Origin of the sequence: Paenibacillus sp. LPE1-1-1.1, from assembly GCF_040676435.1 — a bacterium.
In the GTDB taxonomy this organism is placed as follows: domain Bacteria; phylum Bacillota; class Bacilli; order Paenibacillales; family Paenibacillaceae; genus Pristimantibacillus.
Window position 1 is genome coordinate 256,429 of record NZ_JBEGHY010000045.1, and the last position, 13,638, is coordinate 270,066.

12 protein-coding genes are annotated in these 13,638 nt (G+C 46.7%); all 12 read left to right on the forward strand.

Annotation, left to right across the window (positions count from 1 at the left end; genetic code table 11):
• The first annotated feature begins 11 nt into the window (after positions 1 to 11).
• Complete coding sequence (locus tag MRBLPE1_RS30120) at positions 12 to 422, forward strand: MerR family transcriptional regulator (protein WP_364153283.1); 411 nt, start codon at positions 12 to 14, stop codon at positions 420 to 422.
• A complete protein-coding gene (locus MRBLPE1_RS30125) occupies positions 419 to 841 on the forward strand; it encodes a cupin domain-containing protein (RefSeq protein WP_364153285.1) in 423 nt (140 codons plus the stop codon). The genes MRBLPE1_RS30120 and MRBLPE1_RS30125 overlap by 4 nt, the downstream gene beginning before the upstream one ends.
• Positions 842 to 972: 131 nt before the next feature.
• On the forward strand, positions 973 to 1,257 hold the full coding sequence (locus MRBLPE1_RS30130; protein ID WP_364153287.1) for a LysM peptidoglycan-binding domain-containing protein: 285 nt from the start codon (positions 973 to 975) through the stop codon (positions 1,255 to 1,257).
• 295 nt (positions 1,258 to 1,552) lie between these two features.
• Entirely contained in the window at positions 1,553 to 2,350 is a 798-nt protein-coding gene (locus MRBLPE1_RS30135; RefSeq protein WP_364153289.1) for a DeoR/GlpR family DNA-binding transcription regulator, read from the forward strand.
• A 370-nt stretch (positions 2,351 to 2,720) separates the two neighbouring features.
• The gene (locus MRBLPE1_RS30140) at positions 2,721 to 3,740 is read left to right on the forward strand and encodes an ABC transporter substrate-binding protein (protein WP_364153292.1); all 1,020 of its coding nucleotides are present in this window, start codon (positions 2,721 to 2,723) and stop codon (positions 3,738 to 3,740) included.
• 100 nt (positions 3,741 to 3,840) lie between these two features.
• Positions 3,841 to 5,397, forward strand: a complete 1,557-nt coding sequence (locus tag MRBLPE1_RS30145; RefSeq protein ID WP_364153294.1) for a sugar ABC transporter ATP-binding protein — start codon at positions 3,841 to 3,843, stop codon at positions 5,395 to 5,397.
• On the forward strand, positions 5,398 to 6,381 hold the full coding sequence (locus MRBLPE1_RS30150; protein WP_364153297.1) for an ABC transporter permease: 984 nt from the start codon (positions 5,398 to 5,400) through the stop codon (positions 6,379 to 6,381).
• A gap of 182 nt (positions 6,382 to 6,563) precedes the next feature.
• On the forward strand, positions 6,564 to 7,457 hold the full coding sequence (locus MRBLPE1_RS30155) for an ABC transporter permease (protein WP_364153300.1): 894 nt from the start codon (positions 6,564 to 6,566) through the stop codon (positions 7,455 to 7,457).
• Entirely contained in the window at positions 7,458 to 8,357 is a 900-nt protein-coding gene (locus tag MRBLPE1_RS30160; protein ID WP_364153302.1) for a carbohydrate ABC transporter permease, read from the forward strand.
• Between the two features lie 73 nt (positions 8,358 to 8,430).
• Positions 8,431 to 10,137 carry a hypothetical protein gene (locus MRBLPE1_RS30165; protein ID WP_364153304.1) on the forward strand — a complete coding sequence of 569 codons (1,707 nt, stop codon included), beginning with the start codon at positions 8,431 to 8,433 and terminating at the stop codon, positions 10,135 to 10,137.
• 88 nt (positions 10,138 to 10,225) lie between these two features.
• Complete coding sequence (locus tag MRBLPE1_RS30170) at positions 10,226 to 12,013, forward strand: histidine kinase (protein WP_364153306.1); 1,788 nt, start codon at positions 10,226 to 10,228, stop codon at positions 12,011 to 12,013.
• Between the two features lie 2 nt (positions 12,014 to 12,015).
• Positions 12,016 to 13,611, forward strand: a complete 1,596-nt coding sequence (locus MRBLPE1_RS30175; RefSeq protein ID WP_364153309.1) for a response regulator — start codon at positions 12,016 to 12,018, stop codon at positions 13,609 to 13,611.
• Positions 13,612 to 13,638: the final 27 nt, after the last annotated feature.

Here is a 13,638-nt window from a genome sequence, read left to right on the forward strand (position 1 = left end):
AGGGTAAACGTATGAGGATGGCAGAAGTCAGTACCAAATTTGAACTTTCACAGGATACGCTCCGCTATTACGAACGGATTGGATTGCTTCCTCCCGTGAATCGCAATAAAAGCGGTATTAGGGACTATACGGAAGAAAACCTTCGATGGGTTGAATTCATTAAATGTATGCGAAACGCCGGTCTTCCCATTGAAGCCTTGATCGATTATGTCGGGTTGTTTCAACAAGGCGATGAAACGCTTGAGGCAAGAAAAGAGCTGTTAATTGAGCAGCGTGATCAGCTGATCATAAGAATGGAAGACATGAAGTCTACGCTGGAACGGCTTAATGATAAAATTACAAGATATGAACAGACTGTACGTGAAAAAGAAAAAACACTAACAAGGCTCGAAAATGAGTACGATGAGGAGAATCGAAAATGAATTTATCCAATTATTTGACTGAAGGCGTCATCTTCCCGAAAGGCGATAAAATTACGAATAACTATTTCATCGGTACAGCGTGGCTCGAAATGATTGTTCCTTTGGATTCTACATTTAATTGCCCGATCGGCAATGTAACATTCGAACCAGGCGCAAGAAATAATTGGCATAAGCACCCTGGCGGACAGATTCTGCTTGTTACTGGCGGTACAGGTTATTACCAGGAGGAAGGCAAACCGGTCGAGATTCTTCATGAAGGGGATGTCGTCAAGATCGATCCGGATGTGAAACATTGGCATGGGGCAACGCCGGACAGCTGGTTTGCGCATATTGCGATAAGCACGAATGTCCAAAAGGGCGATACCGAATGGTTGGAACCCGTAACGGATGAGCAATATAACAACGGTTTTCAGCGATAACAGCAGGGATATCCTAATCAAGAACAGCTAGAACTGGAATAGGCTGCGAAATAGGCATTAGCCTCAATCAATAAAAGCCATGGGCACATACACTATCTCGGTAAGGATTTAATTATCGGGAGGAATATTTCATGAATTACGTGGTGCAGCCCGGCGATACGCTTTGGTCGATCGCTTCGAGGTTTGGAACTTCCGTTCAAGCCATCATGCAGGCGAACGGCCTGACAAACCCCAACTATATTTATGTCGGGTTAACGATATACATCCCTATACCCGGGCCGCCGTTTCCGCCTAGCCCGCCCGCACCGGATAACCTAGAGCGCAGGGTAACGCGCTTGGAACGTCAAGTGGAACGTTTGTCCAATGAATTTGAGCGTCTTCGCAGGCGCGTAGATCGTCTGGAGCAGCAATCATAAAAGGGTCCGCCGCGGCGGATCTTTTTTCTTTTACAAGGTAATCCATGTGACGGAAACACTGCAAAATCGATATTTAAGAATATGGTAAACGTTTTCTTTTTATCTGTCAATGCATTACGTAATCGTTTTTCTGTAAATTGTTGTTGCCATAATCCGTTCAAAAAAAGAGGATTGACAGAGAATGGAACTCCAAACTATAATCAAACCAAATCACAAACGGTCAAATATGAATGTAAACGGTCATTGATATAGTCAAAATCAATCATTTGGATAAGTGAAGCTGGAGGCTGTGCATATGTACGAATTAGAGCGGAAGAGAAGAATACTGGACATATTAAACGAATGTTATCGCGTAGACGTGCAAGGATTGATACAGGAGCTCCAGGTTTCGGAATCTACGATTCGCCGCGATCTGAAGGAATTGGAAGAGAGCAATCATCTCAAGCGGACGCATGGCGGAGCCATTCCTTTGTACAACGTCCATTTTGAGCCTTCTTTTATTGAAAAGGAAATTAGCAACTGCGAACAAAAGAAAGCGATTGCGGAAGGGGCCGTGCAGTACATAGAGGACGGTGACGTTATTTTGCTGGATTCCGGCACAACAATGCTTTATCTGGCCAAGGAATTGAAGCGATTCAAAAAGCTGACGATCGTAACGAACGCAGTGCCTTTGGCACAAGAGCTCCAGGCTTATAACGGCATCGAGCTGATATTTTTGGGCGGTTCATTGCGCAAAGAGGTTATGTCTCTTGTCGGTCCGTTCGCTGAACATATTCTCAGCATGATTCACGTAGATAAAGCATTCATCGCGACAAATGGCATTCATCCGGTTGAAGGCATCAGTACGCCGAACATAGACGAGGCGAGTATCAAGCGCAAAATGATTGCGAGCGCGAAAGAAGTGATCCTGCTGGCCGATTCATCCAAGATTGATGAAGTTAAACATGTGAAGTTTGCCAAGTTATCTGACATTCAATTATTCGTGACGGATGACGGTATATCGGAAGAAAGCAGAGACGCATTCAAACAAAGTGGATTAATGCTCCATGTGGTACCATGCAGTGCCAGGAAGGATGAAGCTGGGAACAGCTAATCTTTCATCCGATGCTTTGTAAGCGATTTCTTATAGTCGAAATGTTAAGGAGGTGATGCTTTAGAGGAGACAGGATAAAACCATAGCAAGCGCTTCAAGGGGAGTTTGTTTCAGTTTGCGGCTCGCATAACCGATTGGAGCCAAAAGGAGTTGATCTCAGTCAAAACAAGAATCATAAAAGAACGAGTGTAAACAACGGCTTAGTCCACGGCGAATGGTTGCAGCCCAGTTGTTCACACCCGTATTTGAGCATGCTTAAAAAATCGTGAAGATTTAAAAAGCAAGTCTATTTGTATTGTCTTAAATTTGACGGAATAAATCAAGTGTAGCCGGTGCGTATATTTTCTCAAAAAATATTGGAGGGTACTCAATGAAATCATATAAAACGTTTGGTCTTATCCTATTGGCTCTGGTGTTCGTCCTTTCCGGCTGCTCAGGTAGTAACGGAGGCAGCAAAACAGGCTCGAATAATACGTCGGCTGCGACCAATGAGGCGGCGAATAAAGAAACGGATTCGGGTAAAACGGATGACCAGCCGGAACAGAAAAAAATGAAAATCGGATTGACGGTTCCAACGCTGGGTAACCCGTTCTTTGTTGCCATGTCTAAGGGTGCTCAAGAAGTGGCTGCCAAGCACAACGCGGAAGTCATCGTCGTATCGGCGGATCACGATCTGGCGAAGCAAACCCAGCAATTTGAAGATTTTATTACGCAAAAGGTGGATCTGATTCTGCTCAGCCCTTTTGATTCCAAAGGAATTGCCGGCGCGGTACAGCAAGCGAAAGCTGCGGGCATTCCGGTCGTTGCGCTGGACGGAAGCGCAGAAGGCGGCATCGATACCGTCGTCATGTCCGATAATGTGCAAGCAGGACGCCTTGCCGGCCAATATTTGGCTGACCGTTTGGAAGGTAAAGGGAACATCGTCGTTATCGATGGACCTCCGGTATCTGCCGTTACCGACCGGATCAAAGGCTTCGAAGAAGTATTGGCCAAATACCCGGACATTAAAGTAGTGGCTAATCAGAACGGCGAAGGTAACCGTGAAAAAGCGCTGACGCTGATGGAAGGCATTCTTCAGGCGAATAAACAGATCGATGCCGTATTCTGTATCAATGACGAAGAAGGCGTAGGCGTCAAGATCGCACAAGAGCAAGCTGGACGTTCGGATGAATTTTTCATCGTAGGCGTCGATGGCGCGCCAAGCGCGGCAGACGCTTTGAAAGAAAAGAAAAGCTATGCGGCGACATCTGCTCAATTCCCGAACCAGATGGCTATTCAAGGGATCGAGCTCGCGATAAAGGTTCTGGGCGGCGAGACGGTAGAGCCGCAAGTGCTGATCCCGACGGAATTGATTACGCAGGATAATGTAGATGCCTACAAAGGCTGGTAATATCTAGGGGACGAGATGCGTGATCTGATTCAGACAACGCATCTCGTCCAAATTTTGACCGCGTGTTGTAATCAGGTAACAAGGAGTAAGGAGTGGCCAAATGGAGACTGTACTAGCAACAAAACGCGCTGCGGAACCGAATGCCGGGTTGAAGCCTGTCATGAAGATGGAGTCCGTAAATAAATCCTTTTCAGGCGTCCAAGTTCTTCATAATGTCAATATCGAGTTGTATAAGGGAGAGGTTCATGCCCTTATGGGGGAGAATGGGGCAGGGAAATCAACCTTGATGAAAATCATGGCCGGCGTGTACCGTCCGGATTCCGGCCATATTCTGTATAAAAATGAATCGGCGGACTGGCCAAGTCCGATGGCGGCGAGAGACGAGGGTATTAGCGTCATCCATCAAGAAATCAGCCTGTCCCCCAACCTGTCGATCGGCGAAAATATTCTGATGGGTACGAAATTTCCGAGAAATAAGCTGGGGTTTATTCAATGGAGCCTCATTTATGAGAAAGCGGAAGCGATTTTAAGATCGATCGGCTCGACTCTGGATCCGAAGGCAAAGGTATCCTCGCTTAGCATTGCTCAGCAGCAAATGGTGGAAATCGCCAGAGCCTTGTCCTTTCAGTCTGAAATTTTGATTATGGACGAACCTACGGCGTCATTAACCGATAAAGAAATCGAAAAGCTGTTCGTTATTATAGACGGTCTTAAGCGCAAGGGCGTCGCGATCGTTTATATATCCCATCGCATGGATGAAATCTTCCGTATTTCCGACCGGTTCACTGTACTGCGCGACGGGAAATGGATTGCAAGCGGCCCGATTTCGGATACGAATCCGGATAACCTGGTAAAGCTTATGGTCGGCAGGGAAATTAAGGACCTTTTTCAAAGAAAATATGCGGAGACTGCTGTAGCAGCAAAGCGGGAGCCCGTTCTGGAATTACATGATATTTCCGATAAAAAAACGGTAAAGGGTATTTCGCTTTGCTTGTATCCGGGTGAAATCGTCGGCTTGGCCGGTTTGGTGGGAGCGGGCAGGACGGAGCTCCTGCGGGCTATATTCGGTATATCGGCGCTTAGCGGCGGCCAAGTCATCATCGAAGGGAAGCCTGTGAACATCCAGTCGCCCTCCGACGCCATCCGTTACGGTATTGCCCATGTTCCGGAAAGCAGGAAGGAGCAAGGTTTATTTCCGAATCTGTCTGTTCAGGAAAATATTTTGATGGCCCAAATGCATAGCTACCGCAATAGCGGCATCTTGCAGTATGAGCGAATGAATAAGGATGCCGAACAATTTATTCAGGACTTAGGGGTAAAAGCCGCATCCAAGAACCAGAACGTAATGGGGCTCAGCGGCGGAAATCAGCAAAAGGTCGTCATTGCAAGATGGCTGTCAACCTTGCCTAAGGTACTCCTGCTTGATGAACCGACCCGTGGCGTTGACATTGGGGCCAAAACGGAAATTCATAAAATAATTAGCAAGCTTGCGGAGGAAGGTCTTGCTGTGCTGGTCGTTTCCTCCGAGCTGCCGGAGATATTAGGCATTAGCGACCGCATTTTGGTCATGCATGAAGGTAAGATCAAGGCGGAGCTGCCTAGGCAGGAAGCGACGCAGGAAAAAATCATGTATTACGCAACAGGGGAGATTAATTAAATGCAGACTAACCTTCAACCTTCTGTGGGCAAAGACCAGTTGATCAATAAAAAATTCAGCCATGTCTTTAATCAATTGGGCATGGTCATCATATTGCTGCTGTTGACTGCGGGAATGGCGGTCTTCGCACCCCACTTTCTGGAAATGAGCAATATGCTGAACATCTTTAAACAGGTATCGATTACGGCAATTCTCGCGGCAGGGATGACGCTTGTCATTTTGACGGGCGGCATTGATCTTTCCGTCGGTTCTACGGTTGCCTTGTCGGGCGTCATCTCGATCATGATTACGAACGCCGGCGTCAATCCCATTATCTCCATGCTGGCTGGAGCGGCAATCGGGCTTGCCGCGGGCGCAATCAACGGATATTTAACTGCCGTTCCCAAGCTGCCGTCCTTTATCGTCACGCTTGGCAGCATGACCTATTTAAGAGGCTTGGCGCTTGTGATAAGCGGAGGATACCCGCTTGTACTGACGAACGAGACGTTCAAATTTATCGGAGCAGGTAAAATACTCGGCATTCCAACGCCGATCTACATTATGACACTGGTATACATCATTATGTTTTTCGTATTGAAATACACGATGTTCGGTCGTCATGTCTATGCGGTGGGAGGCAATGAAGAGGCCGCTAGGCTAACGGGGATCAAGGTTGAGCGAACGCTTATCAAGGTTTATTCCATCAGCGGGCTGTTAGCCGGAATTGCAGGTGTCGTACTTGCCGGCAGGCTTTTCTCAGGGCAGCCTACTGCTGGAAATATGGCGGAATTAGACGCTATTGCAGCGGTGATTCTCGGGGGAACCAGCTTTGTCGGAGGCTTCGGCCGCATCCAGGGTACGATCATCGGCGTTTTAATTATTGCTGTGTTAAACAACGGATTGACTCTCTTAAACGTGGATTCCTATTGGCAAAAGGTTATCATGGGCTGCGTTATCGTTGCGGCCGTGCTGCTGGACCGCATTCGCAATCGCAGACGAGGTTAATGAATGATCCTCTCCCTAGGCACCAACGTATACAAATGTTAAACACGCTGAAACAGGCGTGTTTTTTTTTGTGCTTCGCGGAGACCAAATGCAAATCATTACGATGAAAATCCAATCATCGTTATATAGTTAACGCTTTTGAATCCCCTTACAATGAATAGTAGAAGGAGGGACGCGACATCATGTTAGCAAGCCTATACAAATATCGTTGGCAATACGTAATGATTTTGCCGGCCGTTTTGCTTTTGTTTTTATTCAATTATGTTCCTATGGCAGGGATCCAAATCGCATTTCGGGATTTTCAGATCGGGTCATCGATTTGGGACAGCACATGGGTAGGGTTGGACAATTTTTCATTTTTGCAGGAGTCGCAATTTTGGATCGTTGTGAAAAATACGCTGTTTATTTCGGTATTGAAATTTGTATTCGGTTTTCCGGCCCCGATTGTATTGGCCATCATGATTAATGAATTGGTTCATTCCGGCTTCAAAAGATTCGTACAGTCCGTGAGCTATTTGCCGCATTTCTTCTCTTGGATTGTCGTAGCTTACATTTTGCAATCCTTTCTAACGTTAGACGGCGGTTTGGCTAACGACTTGATTACCAAAATGGGCGGAGAGCCGATATTTTTCCTTGGATCGGAGGCATGGTTCCGGCCAATGGTTGTTTCCAGCGGTCTGTGGAAGGAAGTAGGCTGGAATACGATTTTGTATCTTGCAGCCATTTCGGCAATTGATCCGCAGCTCTATGAAGCAGCCAAAGTGGAAGGCGCGGGGAAGTGGGCTCAGATTCGGCATGTAACGCTGCCTGGCATTATGCCGACCGTATCCATCGTTCTTATTCTCAGCATCCCGAGTTTAATCGCCGTAGGCATGGATCAGATTTATCCGCTTATGAATCCGGCGAATATGCAGGTGGCGGATGTTCTGGACACGTATGTCCTTCGAAGCGGGCTGCAGCAGGGTTATTTTGGAATGGCTACCGCTATTGGACTGCTGTCCTCGCTTATTAGCCTTGTGCTGGTCGTTCTCACCAACCAGATATCCAGAAAATTGAATGGCGAGGGGTTATGGTAATTGAAGAAACGTTCAACCGGAGAAATGCTCTCTCAAAGTATTATCGTCATTTTAATGCTGCTGCTTTGCTTATCCGTGCTCTATCCATTCGCCTACATGCTGTCGATTTCGTTGAACGAGGGGACCGATGCGGCGAAGGGCGGGGTGTATTTATGGCCTAGAGCATTTACACTTATAAATTATGAAATCGTGTTAGGCAATGAAGTCATCCAGCATGCTTATCTGATTACGATTGCGCGGACAGTTCTCGGTACGATCGCCGGACTTCTGGTCACGCTGATGGTTGCTTTCGGCTTATCTTATCAACGGATTCCGTTCCGGAAGTCGATTCTCAGCTATATTCTTATTACCATGCTCTTTAGCGGCGGACTTGTACCACTGTATATCCAATTATATAACCTGGGTCTTATAAACAATTTTATGGTCTATATTATTCCGGGCCTATTCTCTGCATGGAACATGTTCGTTATGCTGAAGTTTATTCAAGGCATTCCGGAAGCGCTTATAGAGTCGGCTGAGCTAGACGGTGCGGGACCTTTTCGAATTCTTATTCAGATTATCGTCCCATTATCGAAGCCGATGCTGGCGGCGATTGGTTTATTCACGGCAGTCGGGCACTGGAATGATTGGTTCGCCGGAGCATTCTACGTCACCGAGCAGAATCTAATCCCTGTCCAAACCTTCCTTCAGCAGCTGCTTTCAGCGCAGGATATGTCGGCTATATTGGGGTCGAACTCGAATCAGGAAGCACTGGCAAGAGGGTCGCAAATGCAAAACGTGACTTTGATGTCAATCAAAATGGCAACCGTTATGGTAAGCGCGATTCCGATCCTATGCGTGTATCCATTTCTCCAGAAGTATTTTGTAAAAGGTGTGCTCATTGGCTCGGTCAAAGGGTAACAGCCAACAATGCGAGGGTATCGGGATTAACCATATACCAGGACTAATGAAACGAAAAAGGGGAGAAAAAAGAATGAAGAAGGGTAAGTGGCTCAGAAATAGCGGACTTGGAGCGTTGGCAATCTTCCTACTGCTTACGGCTGCCGTTGGATGTTCGGATTCGAATTCTTCGAACAACAATACAAAGAACGCCGTAGAAGAGAAAGACAATGAAGAAGCGGCAGCGGGCTCGCAAAAGTTTAATTTATGGCTGGGATGGTCAGCGACAGTCAACAATGACAGCCTTGTACAAAAATATTGGAAAGAAGAAGAGCCGGGCATCGAAGTAGAACTTGAAGCTACGCAGGGCGACGCGGTAACGGCGCTTAACCTGAAGCTGAACACCGGCGGCTTTGAAGATGCAGCCGTATTTGGCCGCAGCGAAATCGTAAAAGCAGCAATGATCCGCTCCAATAAAGTCCTTCCGGTTGAGCAATATTTTGATATGCCGGATAAGTATCCCAGCCTAGCTGCCATTCCAAAAGAATATTTGGAAGAGATGAAGGATGCCGATGGCCATATTTGGTCGATACCCACATGGTTTGATCAAAATCCGGATAACCCATGGCCGGGCTGGGCGTCGCAGACATGGCTCGTTCGTACGGATGTGCTGGAGAAAGCAGGCATGACCGTTGCGGATTTGGCTACCATAGAAGGGGTGGAAGCGTATCTGAAGAAAGCGGCAGAGCAGAAAGACGATTCCGGCAAGCCGTTGCTGCCGCTTAGTTTCTTGATGGACCCTAATGACACAGCAACCTGGAACGATGAAAACGCAATTCTGAGCACGTTCGGAGTTACAACAGGCGGCGGCATCATTCCGGCCGAGAAAAAAGGCGACGAGCTGGTTCTCTTATATGATGATCCGCAATATAAAGCTGCTTATCAATGGATGAACAAGATGTATCGTGAGAATCTGGTTGATCCCGAGGTTGTAACCGACAAGAAGGAACGCTACAAGGAGAAGAACAAAGCTGGACGGGTAGCGATGAACGTAGGAAGCTTCTTTAATGTAGATGCGTCCCTATGGGAACAACTGGACGGACCGACTGAACCGGGCTGGTTCTATCAAGTCGTGCCGTTCCCTAAAGTACAAGGCGTGGAAAAGCTTGGAGCGAATACCGTGATTAATCCTTACCCGGGTTATGATGTATACATCAGCAAGGGCTCCAAAAACATAGAGTCGATTTTGAAGTTTCTAGATTATACCCTGCAGCCAAAAGCGGAACAACAAAATGTCATCAATGAAGGTCCGGAAGGCAAGTTCTGGGGTTGGATTGACCAGCCGCTCGGACAATGGAAATACATTGACGCAGAATACGAAAAAGCACGCAATTCGGGCGAGCCTGCACAAAAAGCAAAAGTAACGCCTGAACTCTATATGATTTCTTCCTATAACAACGACTGGTATCCGTGGTGGAACTACGGCCAAAGCGATAAGGCCGGCAGCAAGAAAACATCGGAATTCACCGAAGCGGTTGGCCAGATGGGCGGCGTTCGCAGCTCGCAACCCCATGATCTCGTGAAGGCTAAAACAGGCGGACTGCTGGAGAAATACTTGCCTGAGCTGGAAAATATCCGTAAGGAATACCGCGCGAAGCTTATCATGTCAAAAAGCGAAGAGCAGTTTGAAGACACTTGGCTGGCATTCCGCGATGCGCTGGAAAAACGAAGCCACTGGACCGAGGTCAAGCAAGAATGGCTTGAGCAATATGAGGCTTTAATCAAAGCACAAGGCGAATGATAAATGCCGATGGAGCAACCTTGCAATAAGGTTGCTCCCTTTTCCATTGGACGTATAATGAGTAGAATGATGGGAAGGGGGGATTATAATGCGCTTACGCCGCAGCATTGAAAGAATCGTTATCCGTTTTACAAGCAGCATGAACCTCCGGCGAAAGGTCTTGATTCTTTACGTCGCCATTATTTTCATTCCTACGATCCTGCTTGGAATTGTTGCCGGTTATCTAGCGCTTGAAAGCTTCCGCGCGAATTATTTGGTTACGATTAACGAAGCGATGCGCCAAACGGTGCAGAATATAGAATTTCGCAAACAGAGCTATGATGTGCTTGCTATAAGGACGGCTACAGACGGAGAACTGATATCCAGGTTAAGCCGGGATTATTCGGACATGTTTGAGCAATTAAATACGGTAGAGTACGTTGACCGGTCTTTTGTGTTCACGAGTAAATATTTGCCGGGCATTGACGATTTTCGAATCTATCACACAAATCCAATGCTTGTGCAGGACGGACGGCTGCTTTGGAAATCCGAAGGGCGTATTTTGCTGCCGGGCTTAAGCGAAACGGAATGGTTTGCGAAAGCAAAGCAAGCCTCAAGTTCGTATATTTGGAGCAACGTTAACAAAGACAAGCTTATTATTTCCCATAAAATCAATGCTCCATCAGGCCATTTACTAGGAATCATCTATATGCTGCTCGATTATAAGACGGTTTTTGGGAATTTATTCGACCGTCCATTCAGCGGTACCGGCGAATTATCGATTATTGACGAGAGCAGAAACATTATCGTTTCTTCGGATCCTCAGAAAATCGGTTTAAAGCTTCAAAACACCTCGTTATCGGAGAATTATGAAGAAGCAAGCGTGGCCGGCGGTCTTATGGTAAATGGAAATCTGTTTATGGTGAAGGCCATTGATTCGAAATGGCAAGTTGCCGCGGTGATTCATATGGATCAGCTGGAAAAGCAGTCCAAGACGATTTTATACGGCATCATTTTAGTTGTGTTCTTTTTTCTGTTATTTTCAACCTTTTTAATGATGACCGTTCTCAAAAATGTCGTATGGCGCATTCGCAAGCTCGGCACCCGAATGTATGATGTCAGTCAAGGCCAGTTCGATGTCAGCATTCGGAATACGGAAAAGGATGAGCTTGGCGAGCTCGAAATTTTATTCAATTCGATGTCCGGCCGCTTAGGCAGGCTTGTTGAAGATATTACGCAAGCGAACCTCAAGGAACGTGAGCAATCATTCAAAGCTTTGCAAGCGCAGATCAATCCGCATTTCATTTACAATTCGTTAAGCTTGCTTAGATGGCGGGCACTCGACTTACAGGATGAGACGCAGCTTAAGACGATCGATGCATTAACCGCTTTTTACCGATTGGCGTTAGATAACAAAATTAATGTGACGCAAATTCAAGGCGAGCTTGAGCATGTAAAGGCATATCTGGAAATACAAGAGATGCGCTATCCGGGGAGAGTAAGGCTAGAGTGGAATATCGATCAGGAATTATTGCATTTTTATACGATTAAACTGCTTCTGCAGCCCATTGTAGAGAATTGTTATATGCATGGCAACATTACGGGCAGGAAAGAAGCTTTCATTCGAATAACGCTTGAAAGGAAACACGAAAACGTTCGGTTCGAGGTATATGACAACGGCAGAGGCATACCAGCCGAGGTGCTGGAACAACTACGGTCAGGACAACGGGTGGGGAACGGAAACGGATTTGGCACCGCGAATATTCGGGAGCGGCTCCAGCTGTACTTCGAGGATCAACATGAATTCACAATTGAAAGCAAAGAAAATGAATGGACGGCGGTTAGTATCACTATCCCGGCATATGCACAAAGGCCACAGATCAGGAAGGATGTGTGATGTTGTTAAAAGCATTGATCGTTGATGACGAACCCTCTCATATTCAAGGGCTGGTTCGTTACATTAAATGGAAGGAGCTTGGATTCGAGGCCCCTTTCACGGCAGAGTCGGGACAAGAGGCATTGGATTTGCTCGGAAAATCCGAGTTTGACGTGCTTATTTCCGATGTTTCGATGCCCGTCATGAACGGGATTGATCTTGTTGCAAAATGCAAAGCATCTCATCCTCAGCTTCAGGTTCTTATGATTAGCGGTTATAACGAATTTGAATTTGTTCAGGAAGCGATGAATGTCGGGGCTCAGGCGTACGTACTGAAGCCTATAAAAGTAGAAGAAGTAGAGAGTAAATTAACCGAGTTTCGCACGACGCTCGAAAAACTGGAGCAAATGAAGAATCAAACCCTCGAGCTTCAGAAGAAAGTAACCGGCAGCCTGGACGTCGTGAGAGAGCGTTTTGTGACGGATGTGATCGAAGAAGGCGGAGTCAATCCTGAGATGCTGCATTCCTGGGGGCGCCTGCTTGAACTTCCGATGCACCATCCAAAGATCGGATTAATTGTGTTCGGCTTCGATGATTACCATTCTTCAGGACAGGAAGCGAGAGAGCGTGTCGTCATTGGAGCCGGGCTGTTGAAAGCGGTTCATATTGGACTTCATGAATATAAACAAGTATTTGTTGCCAAGGTCGGTGCGGATGAGGTCGCGGCTTTGCATATTGATTTAATTCCAAGAGAACGTGCTGCGATCGACAAGCAGCTGACCTTTGTACAAAGCGTCATGCAGGAGCAGTACGGAACAACCGTCACCATCGGAATCAGCAGGGTATGCGAATCTTGGGGAGAGGTTCCGTCGCTTTATAAGGAAGTTAAATTCATGATTGCCAGATCCCGGCTGGTCGAAGGCGGTCAAATCTTGCACTACGACCATCTGGATGAGTCAGACTTTCAACAATTTCGACTGCGCGAAGAGGTAATACCCGAAATTATTCAGCTGACGGAAACCTCGGCGGATTCCCATAAGGTTGTCGCATACGTAAACAATGTATTTGATTTGCTGTTATCGCAGCCATCGATGCATTTTACCTATATCCAAGCGTTCGGCATGGCAATCCTGAGCGAGCTGGCCCGCAAGCGGAAATGGAATAACGATCTGGGCGGAGAAATGAATCTGCAAATGTGGCAAAGTCTGATCCATTGCCGAAACGAAACGCAAATACGAGACACGGTGCTCGATTACATTCACCGCTATATGGCCATTGAAACAAAGGGCGAGGCGAGCCAGCGGCATAATTTAATCGGCAAGGTTATCGAGTATATGGAGAAGCACTTCCAGGAGCATGTGACCGTCAAGCAAATTGCAGGAATCTACCATTTGAATGCCAGTTACCTAAGCGTGCTTTTCAAAAAAGACACGGGCAAAACCATCTCAGACTTTTTACAGGAAACGCGGATGAATAAAGCGAAGGAGCTCCTGCGAGATCCGAGTATCAAGGTATATGAGGTATCCGAGCAAGTCGGATTTCAAACTCCTGCTTATTTTGCTTATTTGTTCAAGAAGACAACGGGATATACCCCGCAAGAATTTAGGGACTATTATTAACGCCGCTAGGCAATTTAATAACGGAGG

Excerpts from the sequence above, each read along its gene's own strand:
- MRBLPE1_RS30120 (WP_364153283.1), top strand. The coding sequence starts at position 12 with ATGAGGATGGCAGAAGTCAGTACCAAATTTGAACTTTCACAGGATACG.
- MRBLPE1_RS30125 (WP_364153285.1), top strand. The coding sequence starts at position 419 with ATGAATTTATCCAATTATTTGACTGAAGGCGTCATCTTCCCGAAAGGC.
- MRBLPE1_RS30130 (WP_364153287.1), top strand. The coding sequence starts at position 973 with ATGAATTACGTGGTGCAGCCCGGCGATACGCTTTGGTCGATCGCTTCG.
- MRBLPE1_RS30135 (WP_364153289.1), top strand. The coding sequence starts at position 1,553 with ATGTACGAATTAGAGCGGAAGAGAAGAATACTGGACATATTAAACGAA.
- MRBLPE1_RS30140 (WP_364153292.1), top strand. The coding sequence starts at position 2,721 with ATGAAATCATATAAAACGTTTGGTCTTATCCTATTGGCTCTGGTGTTC.
- MRBLPE1_RS30145 (WP_364153294.1), top strand. The coding sequence starts at position 3,841 with ATGGAGACTGTACTAGCAACAAAACGCGCTGCGGAACCGAATGCCGGG.
- MRBLPE1_RS30150 (WP_364153297.1), top strand. The coding sequence starts at position 5,398 with ATGCAGACTAACCTTCAACCTTCTGTGGGCAAAGACCAGTTGATCAAT.
- MRBLPE1_RS30155 (WP_364153300.1), top strand. The coding sequence starts at position 6,564 with ATGTTAGCAAGCCTATACAAATATCGTTGGCAATACGTAATGATTTTG.
- MRBLPE1_RS30165 (WP_364153304.1), top strand. The coding sequence starts at position 8,431 with ATGAAGAAGGGTAAGTGGCTCAGAAATAGCGGACTTGGAGCGTTGGCA.
- MRBLPE1_RS30170 (WP_364153306.1), top strand. The coding sequence starts at position 10,226 with ATGCGCTTACGCCGCAGCATTGAAAGAATCGTTATCCGTTTTACAAGC.